The following is a 20,751-nucleotide window of genomic DNA, read 5'->3' as shown; positions in this document are numbered from 1 at the left end:
AATGAATTTATTTAATATAGTTCAACGTAACATACGGCGTAATTTTAAAGAGTATATACTCTATTTTGTATCGTTAGCTTCAAGTATGCTTATCTATTTTATATTTGCATCACTTCGATATAGTACTCAAATAAAAAAAGAAATGGTTAATAATGTGATGATTAATAGTGTTCTTCAATCTTCAAAAGTGATTCTCATTATTTTTATAGCTATATTTATTATTTATTCTACTAATTTTTTTATAAGGAAACGAAAAAAAGAGGTAGGATTATATTCTTTACTAGGAATAACTAAAAAACAAATTGGTACGATGTTATTTTGTGAGACTATGATAATGGGAGGCGTTGCTTTAGTAGTTGGCATACTGATTGGCAGTATGAGTTTTAAGTTATTTTTAGAACTGCTAATGAGTTTAATGAAATTAAATGTACCTATTCATTTCGAGTTATCTATAAAAGCGATAATAGACACGTTCATCGTCTTTTTATCTATTTTATTATATACAGCATGGAAAAACTCTCGCATTATTTATAAATTTCCATTGATTGAAATGTTTCAAGCTAATCATCAAGGAGAACGGATGCCAAAAGGTTCTGTACCTAGGGCGTATATAGGTCTTATTTTAATGGGATTAGGATATATACTAGCAGGCTTCTTCCGTGAAGTAGTAAATATTGTGCGGAATCCCATTGATCCTATGAACCCTATTATAAATCCTATAATGATTCCAGTTTTTATTTTGTTTTTAGTTGTTTTTGGGACATATTTTCTATTCACTTCTTATACAGTTATTGTTTTAAAGAAAATTAGAAGTAAAAGAGAAATATTTTATAGCGGTATAAATATAATAAACATTTCGCAATTACTATACCGAGTAAAAGGAAACGCTAAGTTACTTGCAATAATTGCTATATTAAGTGCTACAGCTTTAACTGCAATTAGTACAGTCGCAGCAGGGTATTATGTAGGGCAATCTGAAACAAATAGAGATTTTATGCAACTGTATGGAGTTGCGTTATTTATTGGAAGTTTTTTAGGGGTTATATTTGTATTGGCGACAGGTTCAATTATATATTATAAACAATTATCTGAAGCGTATGCTAATCAGAGATATTATGAAACTCTTCGTAAAATAGGTGTTACGAAAAAAGAGGTAAGAAAGTCAATTTCGAAGCAAGTTAGCTTTAGTTTTATTTCACCTCTAATAGTCGGACTTGTTCATAGCTTATTTGCGATACCAATAATAAACAACATGCCTATATATAACATCATTATGCCTATTTTAATTAGTAGTGGTGCATATTGTATAATTTATGTTGGATATTATGTGTTAACTATTTATTCGTATTTTAAAATTGTGTATAAATAAAATGGAATGATACGTGTAATAGATAAAAAACGGTTCACTAATAGTGAACCGTTTTTTTTTGTGAACTCATTATTACTCTATAGGAAAATAAAGCAGTGATAGATAGGTTCTTCAATATTTTAAAGGTAATCGAAGAGTTTGGATTTGCGGTTCTTTTTTGTATACATGCTCCTACTATTTCAAAATGCATAAAATGTTATGTGAAATAACGGAGGGGATACGATGTATAATTCGAATTATGATGATTGGTATAGACAGAATGATAAGCTAATTAGTGATATTGAAAAAGCTATAAACGGAGAGTATAGCGCTATAAGCTGCTATGCAAAATTAGCTAACATGGCTCCAAATCAAGTAGAACAAAAACAAATTCTTGAAATCCGTAATGATGAAATAAGGCATTTTCATCATTTTGTACAAATCTATACGAATTTAACTGGCAGACAGCCGAAACCACAGATTACGGAAAATTGCCCTAATACGTACTTACAGGGATTAGAGTTCGCTATACAAGATGAGCAAAAGACCGTAGATTTTTACTTGGAAATTTCAGATGAAGCAGCAGATGCATCTATGAAAGAGTTATTGCGCAGAATAGCTGCAGATGAACAAAATCATGCGGTGTGGTTTTTATATTATTTTGTGAAGTCCAAGTGAGTGTTCAAAATGAATGGCTGATGTGCTGAACATATTAGAAATTATTTTAAAACGCGGTGCAATAATTTAATGAAAAACTTAAATGTAAGTAGAAAGAAACCGTTTCATAAGTAGTGGGACGGTTTTTTCGCGGTGAAATACAAGTTACATAGGTATCGACAAAATATAGTAGTTGAATTTGGTATATAATGTATGGAACGAAAATAAATAAGCTAGGAGCAAACAAATGAAAAGAGGAATTTTTGTAGATATTCCAAATGAAAATGATAATTTACTTTGGAAAGTGTTAAAGCCAATTGATATTACTTCATTTGATTGGCGAGTGGAAAACGAGGAATCTTATTTCATATTGCCTGATGGATTAGGAACAGAATTATTTTCAGAAGATAACAAGGTAATGAGTGGATTAGAATTGAAAAAATTAATAAAAGACAACATATATTATCTCATTTTTGCAGATTTAAAAGCGTATCCAAAAGGAGAGGAAGTAGTAGATATTGAAACATATGAAGAATTTAAAGAGAGTAAGTGTAAAGTAGTCGTATTAGTAGCGGATGGTGATTACATACAGGTTTATGCGAAAAACCAAGAAGAGATTGAAATGATGTATGAAAACGCAATTGATCAAGGGTTTTATGTTGAATATGTTACAGACGAGAATGATGGAAGGACTCGTATGTCAGTATGGTAGTAATTTGAAGGGGGAATGGCAATATGGAGAGAAATATAAGTAAAGAATATACAATTCGAATTGCTGCAGAAGAAGAAAGTAATAGCATTATCACTCTATTAAAAGAAGTAGCACAATGGTTACAACATAAAGAAGTGGATCAGTGGCAGTATCTTTTAGGAGGAGAAGCTACCGCTGAAATATTAGAAGGTATAAGAGAGAAATATACGTACGTTATTGTGAAAGAAGATGAGATTGTCGGTACGATTACCGTATCACCTAAACAAAATGATTGGGATAAATATATTTTTGGTAAAGAGGAAATTCCTAATTCGTTATATATTCATAGATTTGCGGTGAAACGGAAGTATAAGAGGCATGGAATAGGAGAATGGATTTTGCATTGGATAGAAGAGAATGTGCAAAGTGATAAAGAGTATTTGAAGTTAGATTGTGTTGGGCATAACCAAACGTTGAATGGTTTTTATAAGCGATGCGGTTTTGAATATATCGGTAGTACGGATGGACTTAGTAAGTTTCAAAAGAAAAGAGGAGAGTGAATGAATCAAATTAACGTAAGTTTAGTTGAACAGTTAATACAACAACAGTTTCCCGAATGGGCCCATTTAGAAGTGAAACCTGTAAAGCTTAGCGGTCATGATAATAGAACGTTTCACCTAGGGGACGAGATGAGTGTCAGATTACCAAGTGATGCAGCATATGCACCGCAAGTAGAGAAAGAAAATAAGTGGCTTCCAATATTAAGTAAGGAACTTTCTTTACCAATTTCTGCACCAATTGTGAAAGGGAGTCCATCTGAAGAATATCTATGGCCTTGGTCTATTAATAAGTGGATCGAGGGGGAGACCGTTACGAAAGAAAATGTTCGTGACTTAAATGAATTTGCGGCGGACTTAGGCTCGTTTTTAATAGAGTTACAATCAATTGATGCGAGTAACGGGCCAATAGCTGGAGAACATAATTTTTACCGAGGCGGGCTTATATCTGTATACGATGAAGAAGCGAGAGTGGCTATTGAAAATAATAAGGATGTTTTTGATGAGACATTATTAAAGCATCTTTGGAATGTAGCACTTCGTTCAACATGGGACCACAAACCAGTTTGGATTCATGGAGATGTTGCACCAGGAAACTTACTCGTTAAGGATGGAAAACTTTGTGCCGTAATTGATTTTGGTATTTTAGGAGTAGGAGATCCGGCTTGTGATGCAGCGATGGCATGGACGTTTTTTGATAAGAATAGTAGAAACGTATTTAAAGAAGTATTACGCATGGATGAAGAAACGTGGAATAGAGCGAGAGGATGGGCGCTTTGGAAGGCGTTAATTACATATGATGCGAATAAGACTAGTAATAAGATAGTGGCAGAAGAATCTTATCGTGTAATTCAAGTAATTGTGGATGATTATAAGAGGTAATAGAAAAAGCTTATTTTGATTGTATATTTCAAAATAGGCTTTTTTACATGATTAAATATTCGAATTAAAAGAAGGAATCTGACGTTAATATACAGAATATTTAGATAATGGGAGGTGTCTAATTTTGAATGAAATTGAGTTAAAAAGTAATGTAATTAAGACAGGGCGAGAGAAGGGGATTATACTTCGCTTTATACTTGCTAGTCTAGTTGGTGTGTTTATGTTTTTTGTTCCTGTTACGATAAACGGTGCTTCGTCTATTATGATTGATCATATCGTATCATGGATTAGGACTTCGGTTCCGAGCGTAGTACCTTATTACGCACTACTTGTTATGGCAATGGGTGCGATTTATCCGTTTTATACGAAGAAATGGAATGCATCTATTGTAGACATTTGTTTTTCTATTTTAAAAGTAGTAGGTGTTGTTTTCGGCGTATTATATTGTTTGAAAGTAGGACCAGCATGGTTCTTTGCGCCAGATGTTGGACCGTTTTTGTATGAGAAGTTAGTTATATCAGTAAGTTTACTCGTTCCAATTGGCTCAGCATTTTTAGCGTTATTAGTCGGGTACGGATTGCTTGAGTTTATCGGCACGTTTTGTCGTCCAATTATGAGACCGTTATGGAAAACACCTGGGCGATCAGCAATTGATGCGGTTGCTTCCTTTGTAGGAAGCTATTCGTTAGCCTTATTAATTACGAACCGTGTTTACAAAGAAGGAAAGTATACGACGAAAGAAGCAGCAATTATCGCAACAGGTTTTTCAACAGTATCCGCAACATTTATGATCATCATCGCAAAAACATTAGATATTATGCATTTATGGAATGTTTACTTTTGGACTACTCTTGTTGTAACATTCATCGTGACCGCTATCACCGTAAGAATCCCGCCTCTTAGTAGAAAACCAGATACATATATTACGAAAGAAGGGTTCCCAGAGCCCGTTTATAAAGAGAAAATGTTAGAGCGAGCTTGGGAAGATGCATTAGAAGTATCGAAGTCTGCGCCAAGTATTATGAAAAATATCGCAGTGAATTTAAAAGACGGATTTATAATGACGATGGGGATTTTACCATCAATTATGTCAGTAGGATTAATTGGTATCGTCTTAGCAAAGTTTACGCCAATATTTGATTGGGTAAGTTACATTTTCTATCCATTTACGTGGCTATTACAATTACCAGAAGCAGACCTAGCTGCTAAAGCAGTATCAGTTGGTATTGCAGAAATGTTTTTACCTTCTCTTTTAGTTGTAAGTGCACCGCTTGTTACAAAGTTTGTTATTGCGGTTGTGTCCGTTTCATCCATTTTGTTTTTCTCCGCATCAATCCCTTGCATATTATCGACAGATATTCCGTTAAAAGTATCTGAACTTATTATTTTATATGTGCAAAGAACGATTTTAACGTTGCTTATTATTACGCCGATTGCTTATTTGTTGCTTTAAACATGTAGAGTTAAGTTTCTGAAGTTATGCCATTTTCTGATTATTAAAATCAGAAAATGGCATAACGTTAATTATGTTCTAAAGTAACTCTAGATGATTTTTTCATAAATAACGTATGGGCTAAGTATATAATCATACCAATACGTGTGATTAATACTCCTGCGAGTAGAAAAACTCCGCTTACTTTTATCCATAGGGCTAAAAGTGAACCTAATGTAGGTGAAATCACCATAGCGCCGTGCACCATTGTATTTGCGGTACTAGTTACTCTTCCCATTAATCTTGCAGGGGTTTGAAGTAAGTAACTATAGCATACAGAGATAGAAGCGATAAATATACCAATAAAAAACCAAATGATTAACGATAAAAATAAATTACTCGATAAAAAGCCGAACCCTCCAAGTCCAGTAAGGATCAACATTCCTCCAAGTAATATAGCTGAACCGTTTAAGATATTCATTTTGTTTACTGTATTTCCCTATTTTCCAATGGTTATAGCTCTGACTAAAGCGTCTAACCCAACGATACTTATAAAGATTCCAAACAAACTATCACGTATGTCCATTTCTTTTGCCAATAAAACAACTAAACTATCAAATAAAAATATGAAAAAAAATACTGTAGCGTTAAATAGTATTAAAAGTGTTAAAGCTTTCTTGGACCAGATAAAAACAAAGCCTTCGCGGAAATCGTTCCAAAACCCACTGACTAAAGCATCACTTTATCGTAAAACATAGGCTTGTGAAATGTTTTTAATCCATTTTTATTATTAAGTAACGATTTGGTATTACTTTAGTTTTCGAATATTCCTTGATGGGAATATTCCTATTTGGTTATAATCGATTCAACAGGAAAAAAATATTAGTGATGATATTGATGTGTTATAACCGGAGACCATCACTTAACGAGGTGAGTGATATGTCGGGGAAAATTCCGGGCGTGAATATGACGACGTTGAGCGCTTTATCTGAACCGAATCGTATGAATATCGTTGAACTCTTGCGTGACGGTCCCTTAACCGTTGGGGAAATCGCCGAACATTTGGGATTAAGGCAACCACAAACTTCGAAACACCTAAAAGTGTTAAGCGATACAGGGATTGTGGAAGTGCAGGCTGAAGCTAATCGCCGGATTTACAAACTCCGACCTGAGCCTTTCCAAGCACTTGATTGTTGGGTGCAGTCATTTAAGCGTGTGATGGAAGAGAGATTCGATAATTTAGATGAGTATTTGAAGGAATTGCAAAACAAGGAAAAGTCATAAAATCAGTTCATATTTAAGGAGGAATTAACATGTCAAACAATACAATGGTATCAAGAGTAGAGAACGATCGGGTATTAGTACTGGAGCGCGTTTTCGATGCGCCGCGTGATCTTGTATTCAGTATGTTTAAAGAACCAGAGCATTTGAAACATTGGTGGGGACCAAGAGGTTGGGAAATTCCAGCATGCACTGTCGACTTCCGTCCGGGAGGCGTTTGGCACTACTGTATGAAGTGTGTCAATCAGAACTTGGAGCAATTTTTTGGTATGGAATCATGGGGAAAAGCAGTCTATAAAGAGATTATTGAGCCAGAAAAAATCGTCTACACTGATTACTTTTCAGATGCTGAAGGCAATGTAAATGATTCTATGCCGTCAACCGAGATGACATTGGAATTCATCGATTTAGGTGGAAAGACAAAGCTAATAAACCGTGCTGAATATGTTTCCGAAGAAGCCCTTAAGACAGTTATGGACATGGGTATGCTACAAGGTATCACCGAAACTTGGGATCGTTTGAACGAGCGATTAGAGTCGCTGAAATAGATTTTTGTACCGTAATTTTATTTTCGATGATAATAAAGTTTAAAACATTTGGTTTAATAAAAATTTTTGTAAGGGAGAGTTAAAATAGATGATTAATAATGTTGGTCAAATTATGTTGTATGTGAATAACCAAGATGAAGTGAAGGAATTCTGGACAGAAAAAGTAGGATTTATTGTAATTTCAGAGGAAGATAACGGTCAAGGAATGCGATGGATTGAAATTGCTCCAACTAAAGAAGCTGAAACAAGTATTATTCTCCATAATAAGGAGTTAATTGCTAAAATGCAGCCTGAGTTAAATCTTGGTACACCTTCCTTAATGTTCTTCTCAAAAGAATTCGATCGTTTATATAGCGATTTAGTAAACAAAAACGTTACAGTCGGAGAAATTGTAAATATGCCTTCAGGTAGAATATTTAATTTTGCAGATAGCGAAAATAATTATTTTGCAGTAATGGAAAAAAAGTAAATTTCAATTCAATTTATGAGTGCGATGCTTGAATAAAGGCATCGCATTTTTTATTTTAAAGATATATTTTATTCCTTAACATAAATATAATTATGTGTTCTTATATAACGATTTAACGGTAGTAGAGTATGATATAGTTACAACAAAGGGGGCTTAAAAATGGAAGTAATTCACGAAAGAGCAAAGTTACGGTTAATGGATAGCAATGATGTCGAAAAAATGTTTTCAATCGTGGAAGGAAATCGAGATATTTGGGCGTATTTAATCTCTAAAATGGATACTGTTCAAGATATGCAGCAATATGTTCAAAAGGCGATAAAAGCTTATGGAGCAGGGAAGGATTTGCCATTTGTTGTTGTTGATCAAAAGACAAATGAAATAGTAGGGAGTACACGCTTATATAACATTTCAGTTGAAGATAAGACGGTGGAATTAGGGAAAACGTGGTATGACCCAAGTGTGCAACGTACGAGTATGAATACAGAATGTAAGTATATGTTATTACAATATGCTTTTGAAAAGTTGCATATGCGGAGGGTACAAATTAAGACGGATGCACGAAATGAAAAAGCACAAAGAGCAATTGAAAGACTCGGCGCAGTAAAAGAGGGTGTACTTAGAAACGAAAGAAAATTACCGAGTGGGCATGTTAGAGATGCAGTTGTATATAGTGTTATTGCAAATGAATGGCCAGCTGTAAAGGAAAGGTTATTAGAAAAATTAGAGTCATATACAGAAAAACGATAATTCATATTATTAAAGGTGTATTGATCGTCAAGATGAAAAATATACCTTTTTTCTTACAAAACAGTTACTTCTTTTGTTTCATCATTCCATTATGATAAAAAATTCGTTACAATGTAGTTGTATGGTAATAAACTTATAAATTACACAAATGTAATGAAAACCGCAAACGAAAAATGAATTGATAATCCTCAATTTTAAATGAAAACCCTTTAATGCATATATATGATAAGAAAAATTCCTTCTTTTAAACAAATTCAAACAAAATGATTTGATATATACGTTTTTATATAGAAGTATGGATGATGTACGGAGGCAGTTATAAATGAAAGAAAATAAGAAAAGTAAGAAAAGAAAAATCTTGCAAGTATTCTTGCTTATGATTTGTTCTATTATTTTATATGTAAGTTATGCAGCTTACGATATTTGGAGTTATCGCTTTAAAACAGATGATGGTGTGAAGACAGATGCTGGTATCGTGCTGGGAGCAGCTTCATGGAACGGAAAACCATCTCCTGTATTTAAAGAAAGAATTAATCATGCAATTTCCTTATATAAGAACGGTAATATTAAAAAGATTATTTTCACAGGTGGTACAAAGTTTGAGGCAGAGCTTGAGGAAGCGCGTACTGCTAGAGTGTATGCACTGAAACATGGTGTGAAAGAAGAGGATATTCTAATTGAAACAAAATCCCTTTTCACAGAGGACAATTTAAAGAATGCAAAGCAAGTTGGAATAGAGAACGGAATACGCACATATACGATTGTGAGTGATCCACTTCATATGAAACGTGCAATGAAAATTGCAAAACATATTAAAATTGAAGCGTATGCATCACCAACTCCAACGTCAGCGTATAAAACGTTAGATACAGAAATCCCTTTCTTTTTTAAAGAATTATGCTCGTATATTGGATATGTAACCTCTTTGCCATTAAAGGCATTGAAAGGGGATTAATATAAGAAAAGAACCTATCCTTTTTATAGGAACTTTTCTTATTGTTCAAAAGCATTGTATTTTTATCGGAATAGTGAAACAATAGAGAAGTAACTTCATATAATCATAATGACAAAATGAACGGTTTATGAATCGAACATAAAGGAGATTATGTATGGCACTCTCATTTGTTGAAACAGAAGAACAATCTTTAGTTATTGAGAAAATAAATAAATTGATTCCGAAGTTCATGGAAAGGGAGCATCAACTAAGTGAATTAGGATCATTTCCGTATGAAAATATTAATAATTTGAAAGATATCGGATATACGAAATTAACGTTGCCAAAAGAATTGGGAGGCAATGCGATTTCTTTATATGACTTCGTTTTATTTCAAGAGAAAATAGCAGAAGGCTGCGGTGCTACCGCATTATCGATTGGATGGCAACTTGGCATTGTAAAGGAATTAGCTGAAAATCGTTCTTGGAATGAGGAAATGTTCACTTGGTTTTGTGAAGAAGTACGTAATGGTGCGCTTTTTAATCGAGCAGCGACAGAGCCGAATACAGGTAGTCCTACGCGCGGCGGGAAACCAGAGACGTTAGCTGTCAAAAAAGGTGAGAAGTGGATTATAAATGGAAGAAAAACGTTTACGACAATGGCACCAGTACTTGATTATTTTATCATTTCAGCAAGTATTGAAGGCCAGGAAGATATCGGAGAGTTTGTCATTCCAAAGAATACGCAAGGCGTGACAATTGAAGAAACGTGGGATAGCATCGCAATGCGAGGAACTGCGAGCCATGATCTCGTTTTACAAAATGTAGAGATACCAGATCGCTTTTTCACTGATATAAAGGGTTCAAAAGTTAAAGCTAAGGGTATTGGCTGGTTGCTACATATACCAGCATGTTATTTAGGAATTGCACAATCAGCAAGAAATTATGCAGTTCAGTTTGCGGTATCATACAAGCCAAACAGTTTAAATCATTCTATAAGTTTATTACCGAATGTTAGAAGGTTAGTTGGAGAATTAGAACTTGAGCTTATGCAAGCTCGTGTCTTTTTATATCAAATTGCGAAAAAATACGATGAGGCAGAAGATAAATTATCATTGCAAGCAGAACTTGCGGCAGTGAAATACGCGGTAACAAATGCGGCGATATCTATTGTAGATAAAGCAATGCGCATCGTAGGAGCGAAAAGTTTATCAGAAAAAAATCCGCTTCATCACTATTATTTAAACGTCAGAGCAGGACTACACAATCCGCCGATGGATGATGTAACACTGTCTATGCTGGCGGATGCGGCGTTTCGGTCGTAATGAAGAAATATAAAGTCTGTTCCGTTCAGGAACAGGCTTTTCGTTGTCGGTGAATCGTTGATATAATTCCATGTATTATGTCATTGTTCAAAGAAGAGGGAATTCTCGTTTTACAAAATAAAAAGGCTATCCTTTTGATAAGAGGATAGCTTTTTTATTTTGTTCTATTGTGGCTGCACTTCAAGATTCATACTACTTTCAGAACCGTCTTGATTATGTGCAAATAATGAATACTCACCTGGTAAAGGATTGGCGATGAGTGAACGTAAAGGAAAGGATTTACTTTCATTTGGCTGTAACGTGTGTTTTACTAAACGATCTTTTTTGAATTTAATTGAGAAGATGAACGAAAGGTTTGAGTTTCTTCTTTATTGATTGATGAAAGGGTAATCGTTTCTGTTTCTATACTTGAAGGTGAGGAAGCTAGTTTTGTATTTGGTTTTGTTAATAAAGTAATCGCGCAAAGTGATGCAATTACAATAAATGAACTAGAGATAACGAACCGTTTTTTTGTAAGAAGTATATATTTTTCTCCTTTTATAAGAATATAAGAATGTATAATTTTAAGAAAAACATAACATATATGATATTTATTATCAATTCAATAAATCTTTCTTTTCATTCTTCTTTTTGTAGTTTTATAGTGGAATGCTATGTTTCTTATTTCACCTACTGTATAATAAGAAAAAAGTACGAAAAGAGGTTATCTCATGCTAGAGGTTATTGCAACTTGTTTAGAAGATGTGAAGCGAATTGAAAAGGCTGGTGGAAATCGAATTGAACTCATTTCATCATATACAGAAGGTGGTTTAACACCGAGCTATGCTTTTATAAAAAAAGCAGTAGATGCAGTGCAAATACCAGTTCATGTTATGATTCGTCCGCATGCGAAGTCTTTTACATATACGGAAGAAGAAATTGAAATGATGAAAGAAGATATTGTAGTTGCTCAAAATCTTGGAGCTGCTGGTGTTGTATTAGGTGTGTTAAATGAACAAAATGAAGTTGATGAAGAGAAATTAGTAGATTTATTATCTGTTGTAGATGGAATAAATGTAACGTATCACCGTGCGATAGATGATACAGAAAATCCAGTAGAAGCGATGAAAGTTTTGAAGAAATTCAATAAAGTTACTCACGTTTTAACTTCAGGCGGACAAGGAAATGTAGTAGATAATATTCCGGTTCTTGCAGCAATGCAAAAGGAAAGTGAAGGGAATATACAGCTTGTTGTCGGAAGCGGAGTAACGAAAAAGAATGTAAAACAATTGCTAGATGAAACTGGAATTTCTCAAGCTCATGTCGGTACAGCGGTAAGAGAAGGGAAATCATGTTTTTCTGAAATTGATCCTAATTTAGTACAAGAATTAGTTCAAATAATAAAATAAACACTTAAGAAAGAGGAGAAACGATGAAGGAAAATACGAAGAAAGAATTATTCTCATGGGCTAAAACGATAGGATTTACCCTTGTATTAATCGCTATTATTCGCGGTGTTTTATTTACACCTTCATTAGTACAAGGGGAATCGATGATGCCAACTTTAGAAAATAATGAGCGAGTTCTCGTGAATAAGATTGGTTATAGTATAAGCGGGTTAGACCGTTTTGATGTTATCGTCTTCCACGGAAAAGAAGGGTACGATTTAGTAAAACGAGTAATTGGTTTACCAGGTGATACAGTTGAGTATAAAGATGATGTTTTATATGTAAACGGAAAAGCGATGGAAGAACCGTATTTAAAAGAATTTAAAGAAAAGGCGTCAGGTCGTGTATTAACTCCTGATTTTACGTTAGAACAAATCACAGGGAAAACGAAAGTGCCAGAAGGCCAAGTGTTTGTTTTAGGAGATAATCGTGAAGTATCTAAAGACGGTCGTATGTTTGGGTTTATTTCAGAAGATGAAATTGTCGGAAAAGGACAAGCTGTTTTCTGGCCATTGAAACAAGTGAGAGCGTTATAAAGTAAAGCAAAAGTATGGGAGAAATATTCTTCCATACTTTTTTGTTTGTGAAAAATATATTGATAGAATTGAAAGAATATTTTATAATTTTAAATTATAGGTTTGTTTCGAAAAACGGAATTTAAGTTCCGAAATTCGGAACTTAAAGGAGATAGGATGAGTATAAATAAAACGGCAGTTAAGACAATGGATATTTTGGAGTTGTTTTATGAGCATGAGGAGCTAAGTTTAACAGAGATGGTTCAGCTTACGAATATGCCGAAAACATCTGTTTATCGTTTAATTGGCTCGTTAGAAGAAATGGACTTTTTACAAAAAACAGAAAAGGGAAAGTATCGTCTCGGAGTCGTTTTTTTACGATTTGGTCAACTTGTTTCACAAAGGTTATCCGTAAGAAATATTGCGATACCTTATATGAAAGAGCTTAGAGATAGTTTAGGGCAAGCAGTAAATTTAATTATTCAAGATGGTAATGATGCAATTTATGTTGAAAAAATGGAAGGAGCTCAGCCGGTACGTGTTTATACGGCGGTTGGAAGAAGGGCTCCTCTGTATGCGGGTGCATGTCCGAGAATTTTACTATCGTATTTTTCTGAGGAAGAGAAAAGAAAGTACGTAGAGGAAACAGATTTAAAGCAGTTTGCGGATGGAACGATCGTGAATAAGGAGCATTTGTTAGAAGTATTGCATATGGCGAAAAAAGAAGGGTACACAATTAGCTACTCTGAATTAGAAAATCATACAGCAGCTATAGCAGCACCAATTTTTGCAAGTGATGGAACGGTTGTAGCTGGCATTAGTATTTCGGGATTAGCAATTGAGTATAGCGAAAGTAACATTTCATATTTTACTGCGAAAGTGAAAGAAACAGCATACCGTATTTCGAAAGAACTCGGCTTTTGGGTATAGAAAGAGGGAGTGGGATGAAATTTTCTGCGTTAGGGGATCAAGCAATTATTGTTACATTTGGTGAAGAAATTGGGATGGATATATACGAAAAAGTACAACGATTATTTCAAGCGCTGAGGCGGCATCCGTTTGCAGGAATGGTTGAATGCGTTCCATCGTTTACTTCATTAGCGGTGTACTACAATTTGTACGAAGTATGGAAGCAAAACGAGAGAAGTGAAAGGCCATATGATCACGTTTGCCAGTATATACAGGAGCTGTGTGATTCTTATAAAGAAGAAGTGAACCGAGATGTGAAACATATTTCTATACCGGTGTGTTACGGGGGAGAATATGGACCTGATTTAGAAGAGGTTGCATATTATCAAGGATTACAAGTAGAGGATGTTATTCGAATACATAGTGAAACAACATATTTCGTGTATATGTTAGGTTTTACACCTGGGTTCCCATATTTAGGCGGATTACCGAAAGAACTAGAAACACCTAGAAAAGAAACGCCGCGGTTACAAATTGCTCCTGGTTCAGTAGGTATTGGCGGAAATCAAACAGGTATTTATCCGCTTGAAACACCAGGAGGCTGGAATATTATCGGCCGAACACCTATTTCTCTATTTAATCCAAAAGAAGAAACACCAACATATATTCAAAGTGGTATGTATTTACGATTTATACCAATAACAAAGGAAGAGTACGTATCGCTTGAGGGGGCTAAAGAATGGATGTAGAGGTTTTGCATGCAGGAATGTTTACAACAGTCCAAGATTTAGGACGATCTCATTATCAACAATACGGTGTACCTGTTGGCGGGGCTATGGATAAAAATGCGCTCAGGATGATTAATATGTTAGTAGGTAATGAGGAGAATGAGGCTGGACTCGAAATTACAATAATGGGACCTAAATTGTTAATCAAGAAAACGACTTTGCTCGCGATTGGTGGAGCAGATATGGAACCGTTGTTAAATGGAGAACGCATTCCATTATGGCGTCCCATATTAGCTGAAGAAGGAAGCATGCTTTGTCTCGGAAAAGCGAAAAGCGGTTGCAGGGCGTATGTGACTTTTGCGGGTGGTATAAATATTAATCGTACGATGGGAAGTAAAAGTACTTACATACGTGCTGCTCTTGGCGGTATTGAAGGGAGAATGCTGAAAAAAGGAGATTATTTTCAAATTGGTACAGGGGCAGAAGTTGGGAGTCGTTTCATTCGGAATTTACAAGAAGAAGAGCGTATAAAAACGAAGTGGGCAATTTGTAACAATACTTTACCAAAATATAAGAAGCAGCCTATTCTTCGCGTCATAACAGACTTTGAATATGATCAATTTACAGAAGAAAGTATAAAGTCGTTTTTTTCGAAAGAGTATAAAGTATCCAATTATGCTGATCGCATGGGATATAGGCTTGACGGAGATGTTTTAAATAGAGTTGAAGAGATAGAAATTTTATCGAGCCCAGTTACATTCGGAACAATTCAAGTACCGAATGGTGGACAGCCTATTATATTAATGGCGGATAGACAAACGACAGGTGGTTATCCGAGAATTGGAAATGTAGTTTCAGTAGATTTACCTCTTCTAGCGCAGCTGAAACCAGGAGACTATGTAACTTTTGAAAAAATAACTATGGAAGAAGCTGCACACTTATATATAGAACAGGAAACAAGTATGAGTCTATTAAAGAAATTCATCGCTTTACGAAGCTGAGATTAGGAGGAAAACATCGTGACTACAATCGATTTGAACTGTGATTTAGGAGAAAGTTTTGGAGCTTATAAAATGGGGAATGATGATGAAATTCTTCCGTTCGTTTCCTCTATAAACGTTGCTTGTGGTTTTCATGCGGGTGATCCGGCCGTTATGAGGCAAACGGTTGAAAAAGCTCTGCAGCATAACGTAGCAATAGGAGCGCATCCTGGATTTCCTGATTTAATTGGATTTGGAAGAAGGAATATGCACGTTTCAGCAAGTGAAGTGTACGATTATGTTTTATATCAAATTGGCGCATTAGAAGGATTTGTTAGAGCTGCCGGAGGGAAAATGCAACATGTAAAACCGCACGGTGCCTTATATAATATGGCGGCAACTGATTCGGAAATTGCGGATGCAATCGCAAAAGCAATTTATCATATTAACCCTGGATTATTACTTTACGGATTAGCGAATAGTGAGGCATTTATAAAGGCAACAGAAAAATATAATATAACTCTCGTACAAGAAGCTTTTGCTGATCGTACGTATAAGCAGGATGGAACTTTAACGAGCCGTACAGAAGAAAATGCTCTTATAAAAAATGAAGATGAAGCAATAAAACAAGTACTTCAAATGGTGAAGGAAGGGTATGTAGAATCGGTTAATGGGGAGAAAGTAGCAGTTCAGGCGCAAACGATATGTTTACACGGGGACGGAGAGAAAGCAGTACAATTTGCGGAAAAAATATACAGAACATTCGAACTTAACGGTGTTTCTATAAGTGCACCGAAATAATAAATGAGGGGAAGTGCTGGAAATGATTAAATTAATTGGGATACTACTTGTTGCAGTTGGGTTTTTATTTAGATTAAATACACTGTTAGTAGTAATGGTTGCGGGTATTGTTACTGGTATGGTTTCAGGCTTAAGCTTTTATGATGTGATTAGCATGTTCGGTAAATTTTTCATAGAAAACAGATATATGTCTATGCCAATCATATTAACTTTACCGGTAATCGGAATTTTAGAGCGTTACGGTTTAAAAGAAAGAGCAGAAGCACTTATAACGAAATCAAAAGGAGCAACAACTGGAAGAGTATTAATGTCATATTTTACGATAAGAGAATCATCAGCAGCACTTGGACTGAATATTGGTGGTCATGCGCAAACGGTAAGACCACTTGTTGCGCCAATGGCAGAAGGAGCTGCGCAAGGTAAATATGGTAAACTCCCTGAAAAATTGAGAGAAAAGATTAAAGCAAACGCAGCAGCTGCGGAAAACACAGCTTGGTTTTTCGGAGAAGATATTTTTATCGCAACTGGTGCCATTTTATTAATGAAAGGATTCTTCGATTCAGTAGGTATGCATGTCGGTGTATGGGATATGGCGCTTTGGGGTATTCCAACCGCGATATCTGCCCTTATTGTGAGCTGGATTAGGTTTAGAAGGTTTGATAAGTATATAGAGAAAACAATGAAGGCAGAAGAAAAACAAGAGAAGGAGGCTATATAAGATGAACATCATAACAATGGATACAATTTATTATGTATTAGGTATAATTGTTGCATTTATCGCTGTTCGTATTGCATTTGATCGTGAGCATCCAAACCGATTCGGTTCTAGCTTATTTTGGGCATTGTTTGCAGTTACATTTTTATTTGGAAATGTAATACCTTCGTTTTACGTTGGCTGTATCGTACTCGCTATGGTCGTGTTAGCTTCATTAAATAAAGTAACAAAATCCGAGGAGAAAGAAGTACCAGTGCAAGAACGTGTGAAACATGCTGAGAAATTAAAGAATAAAATTTTTATGCCTGCACTGTTAATACCTATTTTTACAATTATCGGTACACTGACATTAGGGAAAATCAAATGGGGAAATGTCTCTCTTGTTGATCCTGATAAAGTAACGTTAGTTGCATTAGCGTTAGGTGCATTACTCGCATTCGTTGCAGCGATGCGTATTACAAAAGCGAAAATAACAACGCCTGTTCAAGAAGGAAGCAGATTACTACAGGCTGTCGGCTGGGCTGTTATTTTACCACAAATGTTAGCAGCGCTTGGCGGTATTTTCGCAAAATCTGGCGTTGGCCAGGTCGTTTCTGATTTAGTCGGACAAGTGTTACCAACAGAGTATCCATTCGTTGCTGTTATGGCGTACTGTTTAGGAATGATGCTATTCACAGTTGTAATGGGAAATGCTTTCGCTGCGTTTGCGGTTATTACTGGCGGAATTGGCTTGCCTTTAATTGTTCAAATGCACGGCGGGAACCCAGCAATTATGGCAGCACTCGGTATGTTTGCTGGATATTGCGGAACACTGATTACTCCAATGGCGGCAAACTTTAACATCGTTCCGGCAATGCTCTTAGAATTGAAAGATAAGAATGCTGTCATTAAGGCGCAAGTACCAATTGCTCTGTCCATTTTCATTATAAATATGTTTATAATGTACGGCCTTGTATATCGTTTCTAATTAGGAGAGTGAAACTATGAAAACAGTATTAGTAACAGGATTTGATCCGTTTGGCGGAGAAAGCATCAACCCAGCTTGGGAAGTCGCAAAAAGTTTACATGAAAAAACAATTGGAGAATACAAGATTATAAGTAAACAAGTTCCAACGGTATTTCATAAATCGATACAAGTATTAAAAGCGTATATAGAAGAGTTGTCGCCTGACATTATTATATGTATTGGACAAGCTGGGGGCAGACCAGATGTTACGATAGAGCGAATAGCAATTAATGTTGATGATGCAAGAATTGCTGATAATGAAGGGAACAAGCCAGTAGATGTACCGGTTGTAGAAGAAGGACCTGCTGCATATTGGTCCACACTTCCGATGAAAGCAATCGTGAAAAAACTTCGCGAAGAAGGTATACCGTCATCCGTTTCACAAACGGCAGGTACATTCGTTTGTAATCATTTATTCTATGGTCTCATGCACGAACTAGAGAAACATGATAAGAAAATAAAAGGTGGATTTGTTCATATTCCGTTCTTACCAGAGCAAGCGAGCAATTATCCAGGTCAACCGAGTATGTCACTTTCAACGATTAGTAAAGGAATAGAATTGGCAATTGAGGTAACGATGGAAGTGGAAGTAGATATTGTTGAATGCGGGGGTGCGACGCATTAAGTAAAAAGCATGTTAATTAAAGAGGGCTGATGCGGCCCTCTTTGTGTGTTTGTATTTTGTAATTGAAGATGCAGTATAGAATATAAAGGGAAAGGTTGCAATGGGAGTATTCTAACAAATATGGAATTGTTCCAAATAAAAGGCAACTTTTTAAATAGTTTCTTAATGATGTAGAATTTTCGTCTATATGAATGGATAAAAAGTTAAGTTCTGATAAACTCAAAGATATACAAAGTAATGATTTTAAAATGGTGTGATAAAAATATCACACCATTTTTATGTAAAACAAACAGAGTGAATTTTTTCCATTAGTAAAGTATAACTGGGTAAGAGATAATCATCAGAATTGTTAATTGTACTATGATTTTTCAAAACTGATAAATTTAAATATAAGTACGGTAAGAATGCAATATTTATCTAACCTTTACAAAAAAGAGTAACCCGTTTGGCTACTCTTCACATAGAAACTTGTATTTGTTTATTTCAATAAGAGACCGTTATTGAAGTCCCTTCATGAAACTTTGGATTTTTGATGATAATGCAAACAGCAGGATGCTAACTAAAATGGAGATAGCACCAATAACACCAAAGTAAATTGATTCTGTTGCAGGATTATACAGTTTAACAACTTGGGCATTTATTGCTTGCGCAGACGCAGTTGATAAGAACCATAAGCTCATGGTTTGCGAAGAGAAAGCAGCTGGAGCCAGCTTCGTCGTTATTGATAACCCTGAAGGAGATAAACAAACTTCTCCAATTACAATTAAAAAGAAGCTAAGGACTAACCACATAGGGTTCACTAAAGAGTGAGTACCGTTGATTAAAGCCGGAATAATCATAACTAAGAATGATAAACCTGCAAATAGCAATCCAATAGCGAATTTTTTTGCCGTTGAAGGCTGCTTCTTGCCTAACTTTATCCAAATCCATGCAAAAATCGGTGCAAGCGTTACGATAAAGATTGGACTTAATGATTGGAACCAAGCGGAATGCAATGTAATTCCATTGAACTGTAATTGAGTTCGTTGATCCGCGTATGTCGCTAAGATAATAGCACCTTGTTCTTGTATAGACCAAAATATTGTAGCTGCAATAAAGAGTGGTATATACGCAAGAAGACGAGATTGCTCTATTTTTGTTGTTTTAGGACTACGATACATATAAATGAAATAATAGGCTGGAATAACAATCCCTAAGATACTAATCAGGAATGTAAAACGATTTATAGTTAACAACCCAGTTGGAATTGTAACCACACCTAGCAATATTAATACAACCAGACCAACACTGAAATACTTAATAGTCTTTTTTCTTTCCGAATCTGATAATGGATTAGGTACTTGTGTACCGATTAGACCAAGGTTTTTCTTTTTTGTTCCAACAAATACCCCTAACCCAATTGCCATACCAATTGCCGCAACTCCAAAACCAAGGTGGAAATTATATTGCTGACCTAATGTTCCGACAACTAAAGGTGCAAGTAAGGCACCTAAGTTAATACCCATGTAGAATATACTGAACCCTGAGTCACGACGCGCATCTGTTTCACTGTATAAACTTCCTACGATGTTCGATATGTTAGGCTTTAACAACCCTGTTCCTAGAACTAAGAAGACCATAGAGATAAATAACGCACTTTTACTACCCGGTAAAGCTAAAATAAGATGGCCAATCATAATTAAAACGCCACCAAAGAATACGGTTTTACTTGGACCAAATAAACGATCCGATATCCATCCACCGATAATACTAGACATGAACAGTAAGGAACCGTAAATTGCCATTATCGAGGTTGCGGTAGATTGATCAATTCCTAATCCACCTTTTGAGACCGAATAGTACATATAATACAGTAAAATAGCTCTCATCCCGTAATGAGAAAACCTTTCCCAAAACTCAGTGAAGAATAAAGAGAATAATCCTTTTGGATGCCCAAAAAATCCTGTTTGAGGAATACTTTGAACAAGTTCGTTTTTTTCTTTCATAATGTTAATATTACCCCTTATTAATTTTTTATATTATACAAGTATAACTTAAGAGGCTCCCAGTAGTCCATAACTATCTAAGCCCGTCGATGAAGAAAAGCAGCCTTCTGGCTGCTTTCTAAATGAATTGAAAAATCGTCATTTACTCATTAGACACACCTTTCACTGAATCTACCTCTAAACAATCCAG

23 protein-coding genes are annotated in these 20,751 nt (G+C 35.4%); 21 read left to right on the top strand and 2 right to left on the bottom strand.

Annotation, left to right across the window (positions count from 1 at the left end):
* The first annotated feature begins 1 nt into the window (after window position 1).
* The 6 genes from LCF45_RS15075 (at window position 2) to LCF45_RS15050 (ending at window position 5,588) form a co-directional block, all read left to right on the top strand.
* Window positions 2-1,369, top strand: a complete 1,368-nt coding sequence (locus tag LCF45_RS15075) for an FtsX-like permease family protein (protein ID WP_263892903.1) — start codon at window positions 2-4, stop codon at window positions 1,367-1,369.
* 222 nt (window positions 1,370-1,591) lie between these two features.
* Window positions 1,592-2,026: a ferritin-like domain-containing protein gene (locus tag LCF45_RS15070; RefSeq protein WP_002142369.1), complete on the top strand. Its 435-nt coding sequence runs from the start codon at window positions 1,592-1,594 to the stop codon at window positions 2,024-2,026.
* Between the two features lie 226 nt (window positions 2,027-2,252).
* Entirely contained in the window at window positions 2,253-2,717 is a 465-nt protein-coding gene (locus LCF45_RS15065) for a DUF2691 family protein (protein WP_003190057.1), read from the top strand.
* Window positions 2,718-2,740: 23 nt separating this feature from the next.
* Window positions 2,741-3,256, top strand: a complete 516-nt coding sequence (locus LCF45_RS15060; protein ID WP_078206971.1) for a GNAT family N-acetyltransferase — start codon at window positions 2,741-2,743, stop codon at window positions 3,254-3,256.
* Window positions 3,257-4,135 carry an aminoglycoside phosphotransferase family protein gene (locus tag LCF45_RS15055; protein ID WP_003190061.1) on the top strand — a complete coding sequence of 293 codons (879 nt, stop codon included), beginning with the start codon at window positions 3,257-3,259 and terminating at the stop codon, window positions 4,133-4,135.
* Window positions 4,136-4,259: 124 nt separating this feature from the next.
* Window positions 4,260-5,588, top strand: coding sequence for a YjiH family protein (locus LCF45_RS15050; protein ID WP_002128010.1), 1,329 nt, complete (start codon window positions 4,260-4,262; stop codon window positions 5,586-5,588).
* A gap of 67 nt (window positions 5,589-5,655) precedes the next feature.
* Here LCF45_RS15050 and LCF45_RS15045 read toward each other — a convergent pair whose 3' ends face one another.
* Window positions 5,656-6,048, bottom strand: a complete 393-nt coding sequence (locus LCF45_RS15045) for an MFS transporter (RefSeq protein WP_002128009.1) — start codon at window positions 6,046-6,048, stop codon at window positions 5,656-5,658.
* Between the two features lie 458 nt (window positions 6,049-6,506).
* Here LCF45_RS15045 and LCF45_RS15040 point away from each other — a divergent pair, with 458 nt between their 5' ends.
* From LCF45_RS15040 to pcp, 15 genes are all read left to right on the top strand, one after another.
* The gene (locus LCF45_RS15040) at window positions 6,507-6,851 is read left to right on the top strand and encodes an ArsR/SmtB family transcription factor (protein WP_000014568.1); all 345 of its coding nucleotides are present in this window, start codon (window positions 6,507-6,509) and stop codon (window positions 6,849-6,851) included.
* A 29-nt stretch (window positions 6,852-6,880) separates the two neighbouring features.
* The gene (locus LCF45_RS15035) at window positions 6,881-7,396 is read left to right on the top strand and encodes an SRPBCC domain-containing protein (RefSeq protein WP_002013656.1); all 516 of its coding nucleotides are present in this window, start codon (window positions 6,881-6,883) and stop codon (window positions 7,394-7,396) included.
* Window positions 7,397-7,484: 88 nt separating this feature from the next.
* Complete coding sequence (locus LCF45_RS15030) at window positions 7,485-7,865, top strand: VOC family protein (RefSeq protein ID WP_002033018.1); 381 nt, start codon at window positions 7,485-7,487, stop codon at window positions 7,863-7,865.
* A 159-nt stretch (window positions 7,866-8,024) separates the two neighbouring features.
* Complete coding sequence (locus tag LCF45_RS15025) at window positions 8,025-8,612, top strand: GNAT family N-acetyltransferase (RefSeq protein WP_078203534.1); 588 nt, start codon at window positions 8,025-8,027, stop codon at window positions 8,610-8,612.
* 322 nt (window positions 8,613-8,934) lie between these two features.
* Window positions 8,935-9,567: a YdcF family protein gene (locus tag LCF45_RS15020; protein WP_002128006.1), complete on the top strand. Its 633-nt coding sequence runs from the start codon at window positions 8,935-8,937 to the stop codon at window positions 9,565-9,567.
* Between the two features lie 154 nt (window positions 9,568-9,721).
* Window positions 9,722-10,870: an acyl-CoA dehydrogenase family protein gene (locus LCF45_RS15015; RefSeq protein WP_263892899.1), complete on the top strand. Its 1,149-nt coding sequence runs from the start codon at window positions 9,722-9,724 to the stop codon at window positions 10,868-10,870.
* A 710-nt stretch (window positions 10,871-11,580) separates the two neighbouring features.
* A complete protein-coding gene (locus LCF45_RS15010) occupies window positions 11,581-12,258 on the top strand; it encodes a copper homeostasis protein CutC (protein ID WP_002033012.1) in 678 nt (225 codons plus the stop codon).
* Window positions 12,259-12,281: 23 nt separating this feature from the next.
* Window positions 12,282-12,833 carry a signal peptidase I gene (gene lepB / locus LCF45_RS15005; RefSeq protein ID WP_002013664.1) on the top strand — a complete coding sequence of 184 codons (552 nt, stop codon included), beginning with the start codon at window positions 12,282-12,284 and terminating at the stop codon, window positions 12,831-12,833.
* 156 nt (window positions 12,834-12,989) lie between these two features.
* Window positions 12,990-13,742: an IclR family transcriptional regulator gene (locus LCF45_RS15000; protein ID WP_002165511.1), complete on the top strand. Its 753-nt coding sequence runs from the start codon at window positions 12,990-12,992 to the stop codon at window positions 13,740-13,742.
* A gap of 14 nt (window positions 13,743-13,756) precedes the next feature.
* Window positions 13,757-14,470: a 5-oxoprolinase subunit PxpB gene (gene pxpB, locus LCF45_RS14995; protein ID WP_002127997.1), complete on the top strand. Its 714-nt coding sequence runs from the start codon at window positions 13,757-13,759 to the stop codon at window positions 14,468-14,470.
* A complete protein-coding gene (locus tag LCF45_RS14990; protein ID WP_078422141.1) occupies window positions 14,461-15,450 on the top strand; it encodes a 5-oxoprolinase subunit C family protein in 990 nt (329 codons plus the stop codon). The genes pxpB and LCF45_RS14990 overlap by 10 nt, the downstream gene beginning before the upstream one ends.
* An 18-nt stretch (window positions 15,451-15,468) precedes the next feature.
* Window positions 15,469-16,230 carry a 5-oxoprolinase subunit PxpA gene (pxpA, locus tag LCF45_RS14985; protein ID WP_050000596.1) on the top strand — a complete coding sequence of 254 codons (762 nt, stop codon included), beginning with the start codon at window positions 15,469-15,471 and terminating at the stop codon, window positions 16,228-16,230.
* A gap of 22 nt (window positions 16,231-16,252) precedes the next feature.
* Window positions 16,253-16,948, top strand: coding sequence for a DUF969 domain-containing protein (locus tag LCF45_RS14980; protein ID WP_000593391.1), 696 nt, complete (start codon window positions 16,253-16,255; stop codon window positions 16,946-16,948).
* A 1-nt stretch (window position 16,949) separates the two neighbouring features.
* Window positions 16,950-17,912, top strand: a complete 963-nt coding sequence (locus tag LCF45_RS14975; protein WP_001021656.1) for a DUF979 domain-containing protein — start codon at window positions 16,950-16,952, stop codon at window positions 17,910-17,912.
* A 16-nt stretch (window positions 17,913-17,928) separates the two neighbouring features.
* Window positions 17,929-18,576: a pyroglutamyl-peptidase I gene (pcp, locus tag LCF45_RS14970; protein WP_078206993.1), complete on the top strand. Its 648-nt coding sequence runs from the start codon at window positions 17,929-17,931 to the stop codon at window positions 18,574-18,576.
* 497 nt (window positions 18,577-19,073) lie between these two features.
* Here the strand turns inward: pcp and LCF45_RS14965 are convergent, their stop codons facing one another.
* A complete protein-coding gene (locus LCF45_RS14965; protein ID WP_002127991.1) occupies window positions 19,074-20,561 on the bottom strand; it encodes a peptide MFS transporter in 1,488 nt (495 codons plus the stop codon).
* Between the last annotated feature and the right edge of the window lie 190 nt (window positions 20,562-20,751).

The sequence above is a fragment of the Bacillus sp. 41-22 genome, assembly GCF_025809295.1.
In the GTDB taxonomy this organism is placed as follows: Bacteria; Bacillota; Bacilli; order Bacillales; family Bacillaceae_G; genus Bacillus_A; species Bacillus_A mycoides.
This window is presented reverse-complemented; position numbering and strand designations above follow the sequence as displayed.